Raw genomic sequence first — 19,758 nt, 5'->3', positions numbered from 1 at the left:
CTGGCAGTCAGCCGCTGCCGTGCCTGACCGAGATCTCTTGGCTGATAGTCGGATCGACGACGAGACGCCAGCCCTCGGCGCGCCTTCTGAAGCGCAAGATATCGTCAGCGACTACAACTCGACAGGGCTAACGCTCGGGCGGCATCCTTTGTCGCTTTTGCGCCCCACGCTTCTTGAGCAACGACTAATGCCGGCCTCGACGTTACGCACCTTCCGAAATGGACGTTTGGCTCGAGGTTGTGGACTTGTAACCGTACGGCAACGACCGGGGACCGCGAAGGGCGTAATGTTCGTCACACTCGAGGACGAAACGGGGAACGTGAACGTCATCATTTGGCCATCGCTGCTCGAGAAGCAACGCAGAGAAGCTTTAGGCGCCGCACTGCTGGCTGTGTACGGTACCTGGCAATGTGAGGGAGAAGTCCGACACCTCGTCGCTCAACGGCTGGTGGATATGTCGCACCTTTTGGGCGGACTTACGGCCGTCAGCCGAAACTTCTGTTGATCTATCCCTCCAGGTCGACCGGCGCATGACGACCCACTGCAGACGCTCGACGCATGACGGGTATGATGGCTCTTGACGAAGTGCAACGGTCATTCGCTCGCGGCCCTCGCCTGCATGCTATGGCCTTTGCAGACGTCGAATGCGCCTGGGCTTCGTACGAAGTAGACCAGTTCTGCCGAGGCTTGAGGAGACGTGCAGCGAGACGGCAGTTTCCTACAGCGATGGACTCACGCCTGCGACCCGGGCCAAGAAGAGTTGCGAAGAGGCCTTGTGATTGGTCTCATGCCGGATCAAAAGACTTCGCTATACAAAGGTCCAAAAAGGCGTACGATGGGTCTTGTCGCTGACGCCGCTAATCTTACAGCGGATTGATAGGGTGACTGTTACCGCCCGCAACGACTGTCAACAAATACGTCCATTCCTAAAGGCCGCGCAACGCGGTCGGCCGTCAGCATTCCGATAATGCTCCCGCCTCCTATTTTTTTCATCGTCTTGAACGGCGAATGGCATTAATCATGAAAAACACCTCCCGCTCTTATCGCGGTCTCGAGATTTATTCGCTCGTCTACCCTCGTCGTTCGACCCTCTCAGGTCGTTCCCATTGCTACGACGACGGCTTTGATGCTGCCGTGCGCATAGAGGAACACGGAAACGTGACAGGCTTGATGCGCAGTCGGGTGTTCAAGCTGACGGCGCCAGCCGCATTTGCGAGCGCGGGCGACGCGCGACGTGCTTGCGCGTTATACGCGGAACGAGTGATCGACACTTGTCTGCTGAACCAGGCGTTGTTCGACTGGAACACGGATTTCTCCTAGCAGCGCATCTGTGCAACATTAAAATACAGCACAAGGCGAATTCCGTAGGTTCTAAATCAACCTACTTTTTTAACACTGCCAATCAGTAAGGACGCTGCATTATGCAACCTGCTCTATCCCATTTTCGGATCGATCCCACACCGCGCAGGGCTGACGGTGAATATATGGCCCATGCACGAATCTGCGCCAAGGCCGCTGACGGCAGCGAGGAAGGCGCATTCATTAGCGGCGATTTGGCTGGCTTCGACTTACGCGCCGACGCAGTGGCGTTTGCAACGAAGTGGGCAGAGGAATGGCTTGCGACGCGCTTCGGTTGATCGGCCCACACCCGTGAGCGCGTTGCATTATCGTTATGTTGAATCGCATCGGATGCGCCATGGATGAAGACTGGATCGAAATTTACACTAGCCCAAATGGCGACAGGTGGTCGCTGAACGGCGGTGCAGGCGACGAAGCAGTCGTCCGACACGTGCCGAACGTCGCATCCGGTGGGTGCTCGAGCGATACATTGATCTCGGAATTCTTGTCATCGACGCAGGCAACGCCCCAAGGTGAGGCGCTTCTCGGAATGTTGGCGGAATTCGCAAGTCGATCGGCTCGCAAACAGTCCTATGGTGCACGCCCGTCAGTCGATCTGCCCGCCGTCGAGGGACTTCTGCTTGCCGCGGTGCGCGTACGAACATTCGCCGAAGAGCATCACCTAACCAACGCCAGTGGCTTCTTTTTCGCTCGTGACGAGCGGCTGTTTCTCGTGACCAGCCGGCACGTGCTACATGACACGCCGAGTGATCACTTTCCGGACCGGCTCGAAATCGAGCTTCACGTTGATAGTAGCAACCTCGGTGCGTCGACATGGTGTTCTTTGCCTCTCTACGAGGGTGGTCTCGGGCTATGGCGTGAGGGTACTGATGGGGGCGGCGATGTTGACGTAGCGGTTCTGGAGGTGATCAGGGAGCAGCTGCCGCAGTCAGCGGTCCTCAAGGCCTTCAGCCCGGCGAATTTGCCCAAGACTCAGGACGTGCTGCCGGTCGGGGCGTCTGTCCTGATTGTGGGTTTCCCGCTCGGATTCCACGATTCACTGCATCATCTGCCTGTGGTCCGACAGGGCGTCATCGCATCCGCATTCGGCCTGCGCTTTCAGGGCAAGGGGTGCTTTATTACAGATGCGCGGACCCATCGAGGCACGAGTGGCGCGCCCGTCGTTATGAGTGATGCGATCTCCGGCATGGCGCGTGGTGACGGTGCCCTGCCGTGGAAGCTCCTTGGCATCCATTCTTCAACAATCGACATGGGCGAGCGAGATATTCAAGTTGACGAGTCGCTCGGCCTCAACAGTGCCTGGTATGCCGACATCCTGATGGCGCTAACTAACCTCAGCGGGGGGCGCAACATGACGCAGCAGAATGAAACAGATAGGCGCTCTGACAAGGAAGAGCATGCCGAGCATGAAGCCCTGAAACCGAAAAACGAAAATGAAAATGAAAATGAAAAGGAGGACGCCGCGCGCGATGCGTTGGATCGCGGAGACAGGGGAAAAATTTATAAGACGCTTGATGAACTTAACGTCTCCACAACGGAGTCAGGCAAAGATCAATCGTCCAAACCCGACAGAGAGGGGTCGAATTCATCGAGTAAAGATCTCGATGAGCAAAGTGACTGATTGTGGTATTCGAGTGATATGGTGAGCCCTTACGGCTTCTGTTTGTGCACGCCAATCCTCCTTCGCTTACCCGCAATCGCCGCGGCGTACCTGGTCGAGCGTAAAGCAGATTCTGGATTCTGACCAGCCGCTCGACTGACCACTGCAACGCACAGGCGAACGGCCGAAAGTGGCCGGCAAGCGCACGCTCGCCGGCCGCGGCACTTAGACCTCCGTCTGCTCAGCCATCTCGAGCGCGTCGTCGACCTCAATCCCGAGGTATCGAACCGTACCCTCGATCTTTGTGTGGCCTAACAGCAGTTGAACCGCTCGCAGGTTCTTGGTGCGACGATAGATCAATGATGCTTTCGTTCGTCGCATTGTGTGCGTGCCGTACGCGGAGTCATCGAGGCCGATCGACGCGACCCAACGATGAACAATACGCGCAGACTGGCGCGTCGACACATGGGCTGACGCGTGCAACCGACTTGGAAACAGGTAGTCGGCCGGCCTCAATCCTCGGAGCGAAATCCAAGCGGAAACACTCTGACGAGTCTGCTCCGTGATTTCAAACTGCACCGGTCGATGCGTTTTCTGTTGCATAAAAGTCGCACGAGCTACGACGTGGCCACCATTGCAGATGTCCTGAACCTGGAGTCGCGTCAGATCACAAGCTCGGAGTTTGCTGTCGATTGCTAAGTTGAACAGCGCCAACTCGCGAGTGTTGGATGACATCTGGAGTCTCATTCGAATCGCCCAGATCTCACGAAGCTTCAATGGAGGCTTCTGTCCGGTCAGCCTCCCCTTGTTCCACGGTACCCGACGAGCGGGCTCACATTTAAGCGCTTCCATGGCAACCTCCTCTTCGATGAAGGGAGATCAATCTTGCGCTCACTCAAGCGGTCGCTGTTCGACCCACATGAGACGCTGGCAAATCGCCATTGCAAATGATCGCTTTCGGGCCCCAATTGTCGCTCGGAAGGTCGCGAACGTATGTTGGGTCTTCAATCACTTTCGAATGCAACCAACCTACACCTTCGTCCCTACTTAGCGATGAGCACGTCCCTTTGCACACGGCAACCGAATTTGTGAGTAGAGGAAGTGCTTCGCGCACACCACTCTTGGCTCCGAAAGCCCGGTCGTATTCCGCTTGTCACGAACACGGCAACGCGCCATCAGACCGATGGCTGGATACGCCCGGCAAGTAGGGTGGCAATGCGACGCGTCAACGTTTCGACAGTCACCGGCTTGTACATGATCTCGTCGACCTCAGGTGCACAAGGAGCCGTCAGCGCGGCTGTCCACATGATAAAAGGGATCGATTTGAAGCGGTCGTCCAGTCGCAGTGAGCGACACATGGCCAAGCCGTCCATGCCGGGCATCATGTAGTCGGTAATCACGAGGTCAGGGAGACTTTCCCGTGCGCGCGCCAGTCCAGCAAAGCCGCTGGATGCTGTCAGAACGCGAAAGCCAGATTCTTCAAGCAAGAGTGCCCAGACACTGAGCAGGTCGGTCGTATCGTCGACTAACAGGATGAGAGGAGCTAACGAGCCGTCGGAAACATTCACAGCATTACCCCAGTGGTGGCGGACGGATCTGTCCATACCCACCCAAGGGCTGCGCCGTTACCGCATTATGCAGCAAGTAGTGAACCTGATCTGCGATAAGAAGCTTGAAACGCTGGCACAATAAGCGAAATTCGTGGAACTGCCGTGGCACCGGCGTCTCGGCTCATTTGGCATACTGTCGTCGAGCCAAAAGAACGCGCCGCACAAAGAAGAGTTGCCTCGCAATGCCGCACACGCTGTTGCATTACGTGGCACGCATCTGCGAGCAACGCTGATCCTCGACCGTCCAAGTCGATTTTGCGGACGTGCATTTCCTGATGGCCCCGAGCCCGCTTTGAAGAATGCCGATACTTGCATGAACGAGATCATCAGACGGAACAATGTACACATCACGGGCAACGGTCCGATTACGATGGTTTTCGCTCATGGCTTCGGGTGCGATCAGGCCATGTGGCGCAGTATTGCGCCCTCGTTCCGTGATCGCTTCCGCGTCGTGCTTTTCGATCTGGTCGGGGCAGGAAACTCGGACCTTTCTGCGTGGGATGAGGCCCGCTACGGTTCTCTTGAGGGGTACGCGTCAGACTTGCTCGAAGTCATTGCCGCCAGTTCCGCAGGACCTGTCGTGCACGTTGGACACTCAGTGAGCGCAACCATCGCGATGCTGGCGGCGAACAAAAAACCGGAGCAGTTCGCTGCAAACCTCATGATTGCGCCTTCTCCATCCTTCATCAACGACGGCGAGTATGTAGGCGGATTTGAGCGTGCCGACATCGATGACCTTTTGCAATCGCTCGACAGCAATTACTTGGGCTGGTCCAGCACCATGGCGCCCGTCATCATGGGTTCGCCTGATCAGCCCCAACTGGCCGAAGAGTTGACGAACAGTCTGTGCCGAACGGACCCGACCATCGCGCGCCACTTCGCCAAGGTGACATTTCTCTCTGATCACCGCTTAAACCTTTGCGATGTCACGACTCCCAGCCTGATTGTCCAGTCTGATGAGGATCTGCTTGCGCCAGTCAGTGTCGGAGAATACATGCACGACAAGATGCGCGGGAGCACGCTGACGATCGTCAAGAACGTCGGACACTGCCCGCATATGAGTGTCCCCGAAACTTGCGTGGCGGCCATGAATGCTTTTCTGCAGCGACAGGGAATCTAATGGAAGGCGACGCACGGTCGAGTCCGACTGCAAACGATGTTTTCGAGAACGCAGGATGCGGGCTGCTGGTCTTGACCACCGACGGCACGATCATCAGGGCGAACCTCACCTTCTGTCGCTGGATCGGCTTGCAGCCTAACGATATCGTCAACCGGAAACGGTTTCCTGATCTTTTGACGGTGGGAGGACGCATCTTCCACCAGACCCATTGGTCGCCGCTGCTGCAACTGCAGCGTTCGGTCGCCGAGGTCAAGCTGGAGATGCGTCACCGGGACGGCCGCCGGATTCCCATGTTGGTCAATGCTGTCAGGCGTCTGCATGGCGGCGCTGAATACGATCATGTAGCGTTGATGGTGGTGAGCGATCGTCACACCTACGAGCAGCAATTGCTCAACGAACGGCAGAGAGCAGAGTTGGCGCTGCGGGTGTCGTCGGCATCGGAAAGCGCGTTGCAGGTTGCGGACCGTCACAAGGACGAGTTCCTCGCGACACTCGCGCATGAAATTCGTAATCCCCTCGCCACGCTCCGGGCGGTGGTCGAAGTCTTGGAACGCAAGAAGGTCAACGACCCGCAACTCACGTGGGCGCATGGCGTGATCGACCGGCAGGTCGGGCACATTACGCGCCTGATGGATGACCTCCTTGAAGTGTCGCGCATTGGAGAAGGAAAGCTCCAGATGCGAGATGTAGTAGTTGATGTCGTGTCTATCGCTCGGCAAGCTCTGGAAGCGTCTCAATCCTTGATCAATGCCTCCGCTCACACGGTGCACCTCGATCTTCAAGCTGCGCCGCTTCAAGTAAGAGGCGATCCGACGAGGCTCTCGCAGGTGATCCAGAACCTGTTGAATAACGCAGCGAAATACACGCCAGATGGCGGCGTCATCTGGTTAACTGTCAGACAGCAGGGTGTGCACGCTGCCATCGTCGTTCGCGACAACGGAATTGGCATTGGAGGCCAAGACCTTGCGTCAATATTCGACCTCTATGCGCAATTGCCTCAAGGCGATTCACGCTCTCAGGGCGGACTCGGCATTGGACTGGCCCTCGTCAAAGCGCTCGTTGATCGTCACGGCGGTGAGGTATTGGTCAAAAGCGAGGGAAAGGGCCTTGGCAGCGAGTTCACCGTTCTGATTCCCTTAGTCGTCGCAGAATCGAGTTCGCTCGGTCCGGCAGCAGAATCTGATGTGTCGATCTCCCCGTGCCGTAGCCAGCGAATCCTTATTGTTGACGATAATCAGGACGCTGCTGCGAGCCTTGCAATGCTGCTGGAGATGGACGGACACGAAATACGCACCGTTGGCGACGGCAGCACTGCATTGGAAGTTCAAGCCGACTTCCGGGCCCATACGATCATCTTGGATATCGGCTTACCCGACATGAGCGGATACGAAGTCGCACATCTGCTACGTCAACGCGCAGAGTGGAGAAACATACGGCTTATCGCGTTGACCGGTCGAGCCCAGCAACAAGATCGGGAGATGGCACATGATGCGGGCTTTGACGTACATCTGGCGAAGCCGGTGGATTATGCCGTGTTGTCTGGGTTACTTGTAACTTAAGGACCAGTGTCCGGTTGCCGACTCGAACGGTCGTCCGGCCGGCAGACGCTTGCAACGGACAATGACCGAAACTGGCCGACTGCGGGAGTTCACCCAGACACGCGCCGAGCCGCTGATCAAGAGCCTTTCCTGCTTCACTGCACGAATTTGCGCCAGGATTCTAAGGAGGCCTAGGCTGCCATCACGCTCCCGCGAAGCGTACTGGAAGGCTTTAGGGGAGCCGAGCAGATATCTGCGAGAGTCGACTCCGACCGTTCGTCGGATTGTCACATTTAACATTCTTCTAGTTTGATGAGGTTCATCTAACCCACTGTTCATCAAGGAAGGGGACTGCGATTTGCGATATCGTTTCAATGCGTGGCCGTGGGGCATGTCATTTCCCGAGCGTCATTCCGCCATCGATCGTTACGATCTCGCCCGTCATGAACTCGAACGGCGGCTGCGCAAGGGCGATCATCGACGCGGCGATTTCCTGAGTCGACGCCAGGCGGTTCATCGGATGCATCGCCGCGAGTTTCACCTCGCTAAGTTCGCCCGCCTCGATCGAGCGCTGGATCATCGGCGTCTTCACATAACCGGGCGCGACCGCGATAACGCGGATGCCCTCGGATGCCCATTCGTTCGCGAGCGAGCGCGTCAGCGTCGCGACGGCCGCCTTCGAGACTGCATAGTGCGCGCGCCCTTTCATCATGACCGTGCCGGCTACGGACGCGACGTTGACGATTACGCCGCGTCTCTTGCGCAAGTGCGGATACAGTGCGTGCGAACAGTAGAACGTGCCGTTGAGATTCACGGCTAGCACGTTGTCCCATTCGCTCGGGTCCTTTTCGGCAACAGGCTCACGAGAGCCCGCGATGCCGGCGGCATTTATCAGCAGGTCGATCCCGTCAAATTGTTTCGCGGCGGCGGCCACAGCGGCATAGTCAGCGATATTCACGGCGGTTCCGCCGCCCTCTGCGCTGCGATCCCAGGTGACGACACGCCAGCCTGCGGCGCGCAACTGCCGCACGCATTCTTGTCCGATGCCACTCGCACCGCCTGTGACGATGGCGATTCGATCTTCTGTGTTGTTCATGCCAGCCTCTCGATGTGTTCGGCAATGGGCGCGATCAGGCGCGAGACCGAGCCAGATGTTTGGCCGCCCCATGCCGGTGGCGCACGCAAGCGATCGCGAGCATTGCACTGGTCAGCGTTGCGATGGCGAAGACGCGCGCCGCAATGTCCCACTGTCCGCCGGTCGCCTGCATCACCCAGCCTGTTAGCGTAGGGCCGAAGAATCCTCCGATCGAACCGATGGTTGTCACGAGCGCGAGCGGTCCAGCTTGCGCGCCGATGGTGTTCTGAATCGAAGTATTGAGCGGGCCATAGTACGCGATCGTATAGCTCGTAATGATCGACACGGCTGCGATAAACGCGCCAAGCGATATCTCGGCCGCGCTTGGCAGCAGAAAAAATCCAACGCTGCCGATGCAACATACCGCTGCGAGGTGCCAGCGAATATCGCCCCAACGTTCGCTGCTGCGCCCGATCAGATAGCTGAACGTCAGCGCCACCACATTCGGGATCATCAACAGCGTGCCGATCTGTAGCGGCGTGACGTGATACAGATTCTTCAGGATCGTCGGCAGGAAATAGGCCAGTGCGAAGGTAGCCGCGTAGGCGATCAGCAGCGCAACGAGTTGCCCCCACAGCAACGGCTCGCGGAACACGGCGAATCCCGACGCGCGCGCATCGGACGAAAGCGAAGCCTCTGCGGTTTGTTCGCTCATCACCGCTTGAAGAGCGCGGCGTTGCGCATCGGTGAGCCAGTGTGCCTCTTGCGGTGTTGCCGGTAGCAAGCGCAGGACGATCAGGCCGAGCACGACCGTCGGAAGCCCTTCGATCAGGAAGAGCCAGCGCCAGCCCGGCATCCACGCATTGATGCTTAGCAGCGCGCCTGCAAGCGGGCCGCCGAAGATCATCGCAAGCGGAATCGCCATGATGAAGACGGCGTTGATGCGGCTGCGATAGCGTGGCGGGATCCAACTGGCGAAGTAGAAGTTGACGGCGGGGACGAAGCCGCCTTCGATCATGCCGAGCAGAAACCTCAGCACGTAGTACGACTTCTCGCCTTGCAGCGTAGCCATCAGGCACGATACGAGCCCCCAGGCGACGAACACGAAGGCCAGCCAGGGCCGCACGCCGAAACGCTTCAAAGCAAGATTGGCCGGCACGCACGAGCCCGCATAGCCGAAGAAGAACAGGCCAGCGCCAAAACCATATGCCGCGAGCGAGATCTCAAGATCCGCGCCCATTTGCAACTGGGCATAACTGATGTTGGTGCGGTCGAGAAAGTTGAGCACATACCCCGCAAACAGCAGAGGCAGCACGCGATTGCGAAAGCCGGCGATCGCCGCTTCGACTTCCGCGCGTTTCAGGTCCTGGTCCATGACGTCGTCTCCTCCGAACTGGTTTGTATGGTCGGTCGCGTTTGTTCTGCGCTTGCCTTCTACCCTTTCAGGTCTGGTCGATCACGGTATTGCGAAGCAGGCCGATGCCTTCGATCTCGATCTCGCAGACGTCGCCCGGCTCCATCCAGACTTGCGGTTTGCGGGCCAGGCCGACACCGGACGGCGTGCCCGTGATAATGATGTCGCCCGGTTGTAGCTCGACGGCTTCCGAGCACGCGGCGACGAGCGTCGCAACGTCGAAGATCATGTCCTCAGTGTTCGCATCCTGCATCGTCTCACCGTTCAAGCGGCAACAGATTCGCAGGCCCTTCGCGCCGCGCGGAAGCTCATCGGCGGTGACGAGTTCTGGGCCAAACCCGCCGCTCGCATCGAAATTCTTGCCAATAGTCCACTGGTTGGTGCGCAACTGGTAATCGCGGATCGAGCCTTCGTTGAACACCGAGTACCCAGCGACGTGATCGAGCGCCGACGCCTTCGGAATATAGCGGCCCGCCTTGCCAATCACGGCCACGAGTTCTGCTTCATAGTCAAACTGCTTCGAAACGCGGGGACGCACGATCGGCTGCTCGTGTGCAACCCACGACGATGAATAGCGGCTGAAAATCACCGGGTCCTTCGGTGGCGCGAAACTGCTTTCGGCTGCGTGGTCGACGTAATTGAGACCGATAGCCAGCGCTTTCGACGGCTGATGCAGCGGCGGCAGATATCGCAAGCCGGTGGTCGATTTGACGACGCCGCGCCGTTTCAGCGCGTCGCGCGCCGCCTGCATGCCGGCCTCCCCCATGCGGAGCAACTCATCGAGTGAATCGGGCAAGCCCGCAGCCGTCAGATCGACCAGATTATCTGCGTCGATACGCGCGCCAATCGCGGGCTGCCCGTCTTTGGTCTGGAATGCAATTAATCTCACGTGGTCTCCTTGGCCGACGCCTGCTCACAATTGACAAAAAAGAATTCTGGAACGCTGGGCCCCCACATATAGAGGGAGTCCGCCGGCGCGTGGTCGGCACACGGCCACTCGACGTCGTGCGGCACGTAGTCGATGTCGAACGAATATTCAGCGAAGCTGCCCCAGGGGTCACGCACGTAATGGAAGTAATTTGAACCGAGTACGTGCCGGCCGACGCCCCATCCCTCGAGGAAGCCCGCGTCGCGCATTTGATCAGCGCCGCATCCGACCTCGTCGATACTGCCAACGTCCCAGCTCGAATGATGGAGTCCGGAGCCGCTCGATTTCGCAAACGCGACGAGGTGATGATCGGAACCGTGCGGGCCGTGCAGAAACGCAACCACGTCGCCCGAGCGATCTGACAAACGCAGGCCAAGCACGTCTTCGCAAAAGCGCACCATGCGTAGTACGTCGGGGCTGAAGAAAAGCACATGAGACAGACGGCGCGGGCGCACTGTCGCAACACGACTGCGCGACGGTGCCGCGCCTTGTCCGGTTGCGAGCAGCTGCCTGGGTGACGGCGTGGTTTTCTCGTCGGGCGAGACCTTGGGGCCGACCCGCAGTTGCACCGGCGTGCCGTCCGGGTTTCGCAGCCAGAGACCCGAGCCATCCGAAAGTGGATGCGGCGCGATGCCGATGCCTTCGCGCGCGATGCGCGATCGCATTTCTTCGAGATCTTCCGCAAAGACCCCAAAGCTCACGTACTCGAGACGCTTGTGCGCTCTGCCAGCATGGATCGACGCCCATCGATGCAGATGGCCGGCGGTGAACAAATCAACACGATCGTTGCACCTGCGAGCGTCCAAGCCGAAGGCGGTATAGAAACGCACGGCTTCGTCGAGATTGGGCACTGAGAAGACGAACTCGAGAACGGAGTGGACACCGACCGTGTCCGGGCGCCGCCCTGATTGCGTGGTCATCGGAATCGACTCCTTTATCAGCGGGCGTTGAAGCCGGTTACCCTGTGAAACATTTCCGCACCTGGCCAGCCGTCGCCGCGCCAAGCGACATGCTGATCGGGGCGGATCAGCGTGAAGCGGGCGGGATACAGGTTTGCGACACCGCCCTCGTCCGGCTGGATCACTTTGAATGGCATGCCACACGCAGCTGCATCCGCTAAGGCCAATTCGATTTCCTGCGCAGTCACAGCTGCGGACGCGAGCAGCGTGAAGCCGCTGCCGAAGTGGTCGTACAGCGAGCTGCCGTCATGCATCCATGCGTGCGGCGCCAGTGCGCCTGGACGCGACGACGGCACGTAGTTGACGAAGTCCCGTTTTATCGCAGCGCTGCCGTCACCCGCGACGATCGGAGAATCGTCGTATCGATAGCCAAGTACGACGCCCAGAGTTGCGAACTCGCGCATCTTGGCCGCCTGGATCCGGCTGCCGATTTCATGGCGCACGCGCGAACCCGTTTCGCCCAGAGCCTCGAGATCGTCTGCAAGTAGCTGATTGCCAAGCGTCGCATGGTTGACCACGGCCTCGTCCAGCACCCACTGATGCACCGGCCGCCGTTCCGCCTCGTAGCTATCGAGCAGTGCCGGACCGCCCCAGCCTTGCAGGGTCGCAGACAGCTTCCAGCCGAGGTCGACACTGTCGGCGATACCCATGTTCATGCCATAGCCGCCGAAAGGCGGGTGAAGATGACACGCGTCGCCGGCGAGGAAGACGCGGCCCTTCCGGTATCGATCGCCGAGCAGTTTGCTTGCGACCCATTCGTCTCTGCTGAGGACCTCGTATGGCAGATCGATTCCCGTGGCGGCGGCGATCATCGCGCGCGCATCGATGTCGCCGATGCGCATGCCGGCGTCGACGTGCGTGGGCATGAAAAACCATCGGTCGTCGCTGTCCATCGGGCCGATGACGCTCGGTACTTCGCGATTGACCTGCCAGTACATGATCGCCGGCCCGAGACGATGCGCGCTGGCAAGGCCGGGCGCACGAAACACGATGTTGTAGTTCTTCGAGAGACCGTACTCTCCTTCCATGTGCGTGCCGATCAGTTCCCGCACCAGACTCCGCGCGCCGTCGGTGCCGACTAGATAGTCCACTTCCTCGACAATGTCGCGGCGATTCTCGAGATCGTGCAGCGTCGCGCTGACCGTGTTGACGTCCTGTACGAACCCGCGGAGCTCACATCGGAAGCGGATTTCGACATTTGGCAATGACTGCGCATGCGCCCGCAGCGTTTCCTCGACCGTGTACTGCGGAATCCATTGCGCATGCTCGGAATAGAGCGGATTGCGGCCGGGTGCGCAATACATCGCGTTTTCGTGGCGCGCGAGTTCGAACCCTGCAAGCCGCGTGCAGAACACCACGTTCGACGGATAGTCGACACCGAGCGGCGAGGCGGCGCGCAGCCGATCGGCGATGCCCCAGCGGCGCAGGTGCTCCCGCGTGCGCACGTTGGTAGTCTTCGCGCGCGGCGCGTAGCCGACCCGGTCGTTACGTTCGATGAGCAGGCAGGGAATGCCCCGATGACCGAGCTCGATTGTCAACGCGAGACCGGCGGGGCCGGCGCCCACGATCAACACGCGTGGCGCGCGCTTTTGCACGATGCTGTCTCCTGTCATTCTGTGCTGCGGTTGGGATGTAGAGCATCTTAAAAACAGCCAAATGATTCAGAAAGATGGCAAAATTGTTCGAGTGATACGGAATTTGAATCGGTGAGCACGATGAAGCTGAATGCGTTGCGGGATTTCGTCACGGTGGTCGAGCGGGGCGGTCTGCGGGCGGCGGCGCGTTATTTGGGTCAGCCCCAGCCGGCGCTATCGCGGAGCATTCACGAACTGGAGAAGGAACTCGGGGTCACGCTGTTCGAACGGCACGCGAAAGGCGTGCGGCTGACGCCGGTCGGCAGCGTTTTCCTGCGGCGGGCGAACGCAGTGCGCAATGAGTTGCAGCGCGCGAGGGACGAGATCGGGCAACTGCGGGGCGAGACGCACGGGCGGGTCACGCTATGCATGTCGACGGCGCCGCACTTGGGCTTCCTGCCCCGAGTGCTTCAGCCGTTTCGCGCGTGCTATCCAGAGGTCCATCTGGAAATCATCGATGGCGTGTATCCGCTCGTCGAGGCATCGCTGCTGGACGGCACGGTGGACTGTTACATCGGACCCGCGCCGCTGGTGGTGCCACACGAGTTACAGGTGGAAAAGCTGTTTGAGAACACGCGCGTCATTCTTGGCCGCAAGGGCCACCCGCTTGCCCATGCCACGACTCTGCGCGATCTCGTCGATGCAGAGTGGATCACAACGTCGATCACACACCGGGCGGAAGAGGAACTCGGTCCACTGTTCGACAAACACGGACTGCCTGCGCCGCGTCTGGCGATGCGCGCCCAGTCCGCGCTCACGTTCATGACTGCACTCGCGAACTCGGATCTGCTGATGATGGTCCCGATTCAGTGGATCGAATATCCGCTTCTAAGCAAGGCTTTCCAAGAAATAAAGGTGGTCGAGGCGTTGCCGGCGCCGCCGATCTGTATCGTGCAACGCATCGGGCTCCCTTTGACGCCGGCGGCGGAGCACTTTTGTACGCTGGTGCGCCGCATTAGCGGATAGAGAGAGAACCGCTACTGTACGGGCGAGGCTTGCCGATCGAATTCAAGAGGATTCAAGGCGGCAGAGACCGTGACGTAACATACGTTTTTCGCGCGGTGCAAGAGCAGACAGGCGCGCCGGACATCGGCCGTTAGCAGCTGCTGCCCGCCATTCGCAGCGGGCATCTATCTTCTTCTTAAAGATGCTTCGAGACGAGCAACTGGAAGAACATGACCGGGTAGCGCAGCGGCCAGAACAACAGCATGCCAAGCTTTGCGCGCGACACATTGCTCAGCGTGTTATAGACGGGGTGCCACTCGATCAAACCGCGGAGGACGATCCGATTCAGGGCAAAGCCGAGGATCAGATATCCAACTATTGCCATGAACGGTGAAACGATACGCGCATGGGAACAGAGGTTGATCATTACCACCAGAACGACCAAACAAGCAGCATAGATTGCCATGCCCTTGCCAGTGGTCATTGCGGGGCGGCTGGACTGGCTTTGAACATCGGCCATAGCTTTTCCTTTTCTAATCTAACGGCAACATTGCCTGCTGGCGTTAACGGCGTGAAGTGGGCATTCTTTAAGAATTTTGTCCGTGATCGCTCGCGGAGGAAAGCAGCGTTGTCCGTCCTCTCTCTGAGCTGTTGCGGCAGGCTACGTCGCAATGTCTGTGAGAAAGAAAGCGACCTGAAGCGGTCGCTCACGCAGCAGGAACTCAGATGGCGGCAACGAAATGTGAAGCGGGCATATCGAGCATTCGGAGTCCCTGTTGTCCTGGATTGCGAGCATGTAATAGCCCCAACAAACCAGGTGACACCAAGGAAGGTCTACGCAACGCGCTTCTCGTCTCCGTTGGTCGAGCGGCCCCGTAGATTACCGGATTTTGCGAACCTCCTAAGGGTTCGGCTGATCCACCGCGGCATCCCACATCCCCATCGCGTCGGTCACGGCCTTCTCGATGACGGCCTGCCGGACACGATCGCGGGCGAGCACGGACAGCCCCTGGAAAAAGCAGTCTAACGCGATGGACAGCGCTTCCGGATCCGTGCTGCTGCGCAGTTCCCCGCTCTTCATGCCGCGCGACACGCAGGCGCGGAAGCCAGCGCGCGTGCGACTGCGCACCTCACGAAGCAACTTGGTCACAGCTTCGCTGCCGATGGAACTGGCTCCGACAACGCCCAGCGCGACCATACAGCCTTTCGGGTGGCCACTCTCAGTCTGCATCCGTGCCGACCGGAGCAGCGCCAGCAACACGCTCTCCCTTGGCGGAAGCGACGTGTCATGGAGACTGCGGGTCAACTTGCCATAAATCTCCATGTATCGCTCCAGCGCCTCCTTGTACAGCGCCTCTTTGGACTCGAAGGCCGCATAGAAGCTGGGCGCGGAGATGCCTCCGCCGATCGCCGCCTTCAACTGCGATAGAGACGTCGATTCGTAGCCATGTTCCCAGAACAGGTGCATCGCCGAAGTGATCGCCGCATCGCGGTCAAACGCGCGTGGCCGGCCCCGCTGAACCATGAACATCTCCGTCGGAAAAGAAATACATACTAGTCGATACAGAATCTTTGGGCAAGTCGCTCCCGCGTATGACAGCGGGCCGTTCAACACAGAGGTTGACACGGGCTTTCATGCACGCTTATATTTGTACCGTTCGGTATGTAAATAAAGAGCGGCGCGGGGCCATCACACAAGCCCCGCAGTTTTTTTAACTATTTCTGTACCAATCGGTACTTAATAAGCTAATGTCCACAGAAATCGAAGCACGTCTTGACGCCATCGAAAGCCGCTTTGCCATCGATGCGCTGATCGCGAACTACGCCGAGGCGTTTGACACCATGAACATCGAGCTGCTAGCCACTCTCTGGCATCCCGAATCGCGACTGCACCTAGGCGCGAACGGCAATTCCGAGGGCCTGGAGGCCATCTTGGCGCAGGCACGCATCAACATGAAGCGCATGCCCCACATGCATCATTGGATGGCGAATGCCCTGATCACGGTGGAGGGTGACAACGGTCACGGCCTAGTGGCGGCGGACTGTCTTTTCTATGACGTCGATCAGGGCACGCTTCAGGTGAGCGGCCAATACCATGACGTCTATCAGCGACGCGAGGGCCGCTGGGCATTCATGGAGCGCACCTTCACCATGCACTACGCCACGCCGCTCCTGAACTGGCATCCCATCACGGGAACAGAACGCTTTGGCCGTCCGGCCTGACGCAATCCACGGCCGTATAACCCTATGCATACAACAACCTCCTCCACGCGTCGATGGTCTGCGTTCGCGGTGTTGCTGGTGGGCGCGTTTCTGCCTCCGCTGGACTTTTTCATCGTGAACGTCGCCCTGCCGTCCATTCAAAGCACCCTCCACACAAGCGCTGCAGAACTGCAACTCGTCATTTCCGGATACGCTGCGGCCTACGCGGTCTTCCTTATCACAGGAGGACGGCTAGGCGACCTCTTCGGCCGGCGGAGGATATTCCTCATCGGCGTCACGGGCTTTGGACTCACATCGGTGATCTGCGGGCTTGCATCGTCATCCGCCATATTGATTCTCGGACGTGTGCTGCAAGGCCTGAGCGCCGCCGCCATGGCGCCCCAAGGACTGGCCTCCATTCATGCCCTCTTTCCGGAGAACGAGCGCGCACGCGCTTTGGGCCTTTACGGCGCCGCGGTGGGACTGGCTGCCGTAGCCGCGCAGGCGCTCGGGGGTGCGCTGATCTCCGCGGACATCTTTCACCTGGCGTGGCGCGTCGTCTTTCTCATCAACTTGCCGGTCGTCGCCGCAGTCCTGATCTTCGGGCTACCGTTGCTACCCGACGTCCGTGGCGAGAGCCCGGCACCTGTAGACCGGATCGGGGTGCTGCTATGCGCGCTCACGCTGGGCTTGCTCATCGTGCCTCTGGTCGAAGGGCGAGAGCTAAATTGGCCGTGGTGGGCCTGCGCAATGCTGATCGCCTGCCCTGTCGTTGGGGTAACCTTTTGCAAATACGAGGTGGCCTACGCTCGCCGAGGCGGCGTGCCTCTGATCAGCATGGAGCTGATCCGAAGGCCCGGCCTGATGAGCGGGCTTACGGGGGTCATCTTCTTTTACGTCGTCTCTGCCTTCTTCTTGACGTTCTCCGTCTATCTTCAAGCAGCGGTTAAGATGAGCCCGTTCGAAACAGGTCTGGTCTTCCTGCCGTTCGGAGTGGGCGCCTTCATCGGGCCGCTGACGACGCCCTTGGCCATTCGACTCTTCGGCGAACGAGTGCCCGCCATCGGCATGATGCTGGAAGTTGCCGGCTGCACGCTTCTCGCCGCCCTCGTCGCTGGCGCACCCGGACAGATGCCGGCTCAGTTACCCCTGATCGGCGCGGTAGCACTTCTGGGATTTGGCCAAGGCTGGGCGCTGCCTACGCTGGTACGCTCTGTCATCAATCGCGCACCGGTCACAGGTTCTGGGATGATTGCGGGCATCACGAATTCGGCGTTGCAAATCAGTGCGGCGCTGGGTGTCGCGGTCATCGGCGGCGTCTTCTTCAGCGTCGCGGGGACTTCACCAGATCCGTCGACCCTGGCCAGGGCACTGGTCGTTGCAATGATGTGCGTCGGCGCCAGTCTGACTGTGTCCGCCGTCCTGTCCATCGTCGCTTCTAGATCGAGCATTCATGCCGCTGCAAGGGCCGCGCCTCGTTGAGTCAAACGTGCCATCACTCGCGGCTTGAACGGACGCGCTCCTGCTACCAGGCTTGCAGCTCACCGCTTTGCGTAAGGATGTCTCGTTTGAAGGGCGCGACGGGGATGTATCTGTTGCTGCTCTTCGGCTCGATAGTTCGGATGACGGTTTTGCGATAGGGCCGGCTGGCCGAAACTGGCCGACTGCGGGAAGTTTCCAGGACGCGCCACTCTCTACAATTGAACGTTTAATGCTCTAGAGCGTGACTTCCGCGCTAGATGTCCTTGAACGACTGTTTTTGCGCGATCTCGCTCTTGCCAGTTGTGCGGAGCGGCAGCGAGAAACGGGGAGGGGGTATGCGAAGTCCGCAGCGATTCGCCCCGGGACCGACCACTCCGTCAGATTTTTACACCCGCGAAATTAAAAAATCGAAAGTTGACCCTCACCCCCGTCCCGAAAGGACGGCGGTGGCAATTTTGTCCGGATTTGCCTAAAAATTAGGCAATCAAGATTGCATGATTAGAGCGGGCCCCTCCCACTGCCGCGCCATCGCTCCAGCTTCAAATTCTCGCTCCAGATACGGGAGTCTGGCACCCCTACCCGCCGCCTTCAACCGGTCGGCAAGTAACGTGACGACCTTTCCATGCATCGCCTCCAAGCGAGCCGGCTGAGCAGTCGCGAGGCCCGTCCAGTGAGCGCGCGAATCAGCTACCTCGTTGTCGTTCGGCCAGTCGTGGCGTTGTTTTGGATCGCCGAAGGAAGGCGCTGTGCCCAAGCACAACACGAGCGAACCGCAGTCGATCGTTCGGTCACCAGAGGGAAAATGTTGCTCCTCGACGCTGCGCGCATCCGGAGCCGAAGCTCCACGCGGAAAGACCGGTGTTGACACCCATGAGGCTGCAGGCGGGGTCGTGCTTAGGAGCCTCGGGTGCGGACAAGGGTTGGCAAAGGGCCGACTCGGTCGACTTTTGCAGAAAAAGACTGCCTTGCACACCTTCGTTCTTCGCACGCAGGGTAAGCCGACTACGCTTTTCACCGACGTACTCGACGCAGTCGCCACCGTGTGAGTTCCAAGATATTCCGTGCGAACTCCGCATCGATGATCTCAGCGCAATTGCATCGTACCCTGCATTACAGTTAGAACAGATTTACAGGCTGGAGCCAGCCTCCCATGGTAAGTCAGCGGACACTCCTTCTCGCCAAACCGTTCGACGGTGTCTCAGCCCAATTTCGGATCGTGCGTTCTGGATCTGTCGTATCAAAGGTATTAGTCTTGAGTTCCTAGAGAGAACGGAATGGCGAAGTGACCAATATTACGCATCCAAAATAAGGATTTGCATAACTGGGCTTTTGAAGTTGGGCGACAACGCTAACCGGCGACGGTGGCTTCATGACTCTGCTGTGATTGAACGTCCGCTATCAACTTCTGCTGTCGAATTTTCTCGAAGATTAGTGCCAGTACTAGCGAACTCAAGAGTCTTGCCAAGATGGCGTCTTTCTCTATTAAGGCGAGGCTAGAACGCGAATGAAGAACAGATTGGAAGCTTTCCGAATTCGATTACGCCGTGCACGCAATGAGCTTGGCGAGTCGCAGCGTGATTTTGCAGCACGAGGAGGAGTAACCGAGAAGACTCAATCTAACTATGAAAATGGATCGCGAGAGCCAGGATTGCTCTACCTGTACAACCTCGGGATGTCGGGGGTGAATCTAAGCTACTTAATCTTAGGGGAGGAATTTGAATGCCAGCTTAATCCAAATGAGCAGGGGCTCATCCGAGAGCTTCGGAAGCATCAGTACGACAAGCGCGACGAGATTGTAGCGGGGCTAATGATCTTGCTTAGGGCTTCGCGCCTGTAGCACAGGCATACCCTAAACCCAGAGTAGTCGCCGTTTCAATGACGAACGCTTGCCG

Annotated in this window: 19 protein-coding genes; 10 read left to right on the top strand and 9 right to left on the bottom strand. The window is 58.9% G+C overall.

Annotated features, from left to right (window positions below; genetic code table 11):
• The 4 genes from QCE88_RS05150 to QCE88_RS05135 form a co-directional block, all read left to right on the top strand.
• The coding region (locus QCE88_RS05150; RefSeq protein ID WP_409018044.1) for an OB-fold nucleic acid binding domain-containing protein at positions 1-505 on the top strand (505 nt) is incomplete at its 5' end.
• 515 nt (positions 506-1,020) lie between these two features.
• On the top strand, positions 1,021-1,320 hold the full coding sequence (locus QCE88_RS05145) for a hypothetical protein (RefSeq protein ID WP_309899771.1): 300 nt from the start codon (positions 1,021-1,023) through the stop codon (positions 1,318-1,320).
• Positions 1,321-1,421: 101 nt separating this feature from the next.
• A complete protein-coding gene (locus QCE88_RS05140; RefSeq protein ID WP_309899769.1) occupies positions 1,422-1,637 on the top strand; it encodes a hypothetical protein in 216 nt (71 codons plus the stop codon).
• Between the two features lie 59 nt (positions 1,638-1,696).
• A complete protein-coding gene (locus QCE88_RS05135; RefSeq protein WP_309899767.1) occupies positions 1,697-2,980 on the top strand; it encodes a serine protease in 1,284 nt (427 codons plus the stop codon).
• A gap of 204 nt (positions 2,981-3,184) precedes the next feature.
• Here the strand turns inward: QCE88_RS05135 and QCE88_RS05130 are convergent, their stop codons facing one another.
• Positions 3,185-3,811, bottom strand: coding sequence for a tyrosine-type recombinase/integrase (locus tag QCE88_RS05130; protein WP_309899765.1), 627 nt, complete (start codon positions 3,809-3,811; stop codon positions 3,185-3,187).
• Positions 3,812-4,134: 323 nt separating this feature from the next.
• Complete coding sequence (locus QCE88_RS05125) at positions 4,135-4,563, bottom strand: response regulator (protein ID WP_309899763.1); 429 nt, start codon at positions 4,561-4,563, stop codon at positions 4,135-4,137.
• Positions 4,564-4,660: 97 nt separating this feature from the next.
• Here QCE88_RS05125 and QCE88_RS05120 point away from each other — a divergent pair, with 97 nt between their 5' ends.
• Together QCE88_RS05120 and QCE88_RS05115 are read left to right on the top strand one after the other, a co-directional pair.
• Positions 4,661-5,689, top strand: coding sequence for an alpha/beta hydrolase (locus QCE88_RS05120; protein ID WP_309899761.1), 1,029 nt, complete (start codon positions 4,661-4,663; stop codon positions 5,687-5,689).
• Positions 5,689-7,248: an ATP-binding protein gene (locus QCE88_RS05115; RefSeq protein WP_309899759.1), complete on the top strand. Its 1,560-nt coding sequence runs from the start codon at positions 5,689-5,691 to the stop codon at positions 7,246-7,248. Before QCE88_RS05120 ends, QCE88_RS05115 begins: the two co-directional genes overlap by 1 nt.
• A 373-nt stretch (positions 7,249-7,621) precedes the next feature.
• On the opposite strand, the gene QCE88_RS05110 is transcribed toward QCE88_RS05115, so the two are convergent.
• The 5 genes from QCE88_RS05110 to QCE88_RS05090 form a co-directional block, all read right to left on the bottom strand.
• The gene (locus QCE88_RS05110) at positions 7,622-8,323 is read right to left on the bottom strand and encodes an SDR family oxidoreductase (protein ID WP_309899757.1); all 702 of its coding nucleotides are present in this window, start codon (positions 8,321-8,323) and stop codon (positions 7,622-7,624) included.
• Between the two features lie 34 nt (positions 8,324-8,357).
• The gene (locus QCE88_RS05105; RefSeq protein WP_309899755.1) at positions 8,358-9,677 is read right to left on the bottom strand and encodes an MFS transporter; all 1,320 of its coding nucleotides are present in this window, start codon (positions 9,675-9,677) and stop codon (positions 8,358-8,360) included.
• A 67-nt stretch (positions 9,678-9,744) separates the two neighbouring features.
• Positions 9,745-10,605, bottom strand: coding sequence for a fumarylacetoacetate hydrolase family protein (locus tag QCE88_RS05100; RefSeq protein WP_309899753.1), 861 nt, complete (start codon positions 10,603-10,605; stop codon positions 9,745-9,747).
• Entirely contained in the window at positions 10,602-11,564 is a 963-nt protein-coding gene (locus QCE88_RS05095; RefSeq protein ID WP_309899751.1) for a VOC family protein, read from the bottom strand. The genes QCE88_RS05100 and QCE88_RS05095 overlap by 4 nt, the downstream gene beginning before the upstream one ends.
• 17 nt (positions 11,565-11,581) lie before the next feature.
• Positions 11,582-13,198, bottom strand: coding sequence for an FAD-dependent monooxygenase (locus QCE88_RS05090; RefSeq protein ID WP_309899749.1), 1,617 nt, complete (start codon positions 13,196-13,198; stop codon positions 11,582-11,584).
• Between the two features lie 120 nt (positions 13,199-13,318).
• On the opposite strand from QCE88_RS05090, the gene QCE88_RS05085 reads away from it, so the two are divergent.
• On the top strand, positions 13,319-14,203 hold the full coding sequence (locus QCE88_RS05085) for a LysR substrate-binding domain-containing protein (RefSeq protein ID WP_309899747.1): 885 nt from the start codon (positions 13,319-13,321) through the stop codon (positions 14,201-14,203).
• A gap of 175 nt (positions 14,204-14,378) precedes the next feature.
• Here QCE88_RS05085 and QCE88_RS05080 read toward each other — a convergent pair whose 3' ends face one another.
• Both QCE88_RS05080 and QCE88_RS05075 read right to left on the bottom strand, forming a co-directional pair.
• The gene (locus QCE88_RS05080) at positions 14,379-14,702 is read right to left on the bottom strand and encodes a hypothetical protein (protein ID WP_309899746.1); all 324 of its coding nucleotides are present in this window, start codon (positions 14,700-14,702) and stop codon (positions 14,379-14,381) included.
• 381 nt (positions 14,703-15,083) lie between these two features.
• A complete protein-coding gene (locus QCE88_RS05075; protein ID WP_309899744.1) occupies positions 15,084-15,707 on the bottom strand; it encodes a TetR/AcrR family transcriptional regulator in 624 nt (207 codons plus the stop codon).
• A gap of 224 nt (positions 15,708-15,931) precedes the next feature.
• On the opposite strand from QCE88_RS05075, the gene QCE88_RS05070 reads away from it, so the two are divergent.
• The 3 genes from QCE88_RS05070 (at position 15,932) to QCE88_RS42030 (ending at position 19,703) form a co-directional block, all read left to right on the top strand.
• Positions 15,932-16,405 carry a nuclear transport factor 2 family protein gene (locus QCE88_RS05070; protein WP_309899742.1) on the top strand — a complete coding sequence of 158 codons (474 nt, stop codon included), beginning with the start codon at positions 15,932-15,934 and terminating at the stop codon, positions 16,403-16,405.
• Positions 16,406-16,429: 24 nt separating this feature from the next.
• Positions 16,430-17,866 (top strand): MFS transporter, encoded by a 1,437-nt coding sequence (locus QCE88_RS05065; RefSeq protein WP_309899740.1) that lies wholly within the window; start codon positions 16,430-16,432, stop codon positions 17,864-17,866.
• Positions 17,867-19,370: 1,504 nt separating this feature from the next.
• Positions 19,371-19,703 carry a helix-turn-helix domain-containing protein gene (locus QCE88_RS42030; RefSeq protein ID WP_409018043.1) on the top strand — a complete coding sequence of 111 codons (333 nt, stop codon included), beginning with the start codon at positions 19,371-19,373 and terminating at the stop codon, positions 19,701-19,703.
• Positions 19,704-19,758 lie beyond the last annotated feature (55 nt).

Origin of the sequence: Caballeronia sp. LZ035, from assembly GCF_031451175.1 — a bacterium.
GTDB lineage: Bacteria > Pseudomonadota > Gammaproteobacteria > Burkholderiales > Burkholderiaceae > Caballeronia.
The sequence above is the reverse complement of the archived record's forward strand: the minus strand, read 5'-3'. Positions and strand labels throughout refer to the sequence as shown.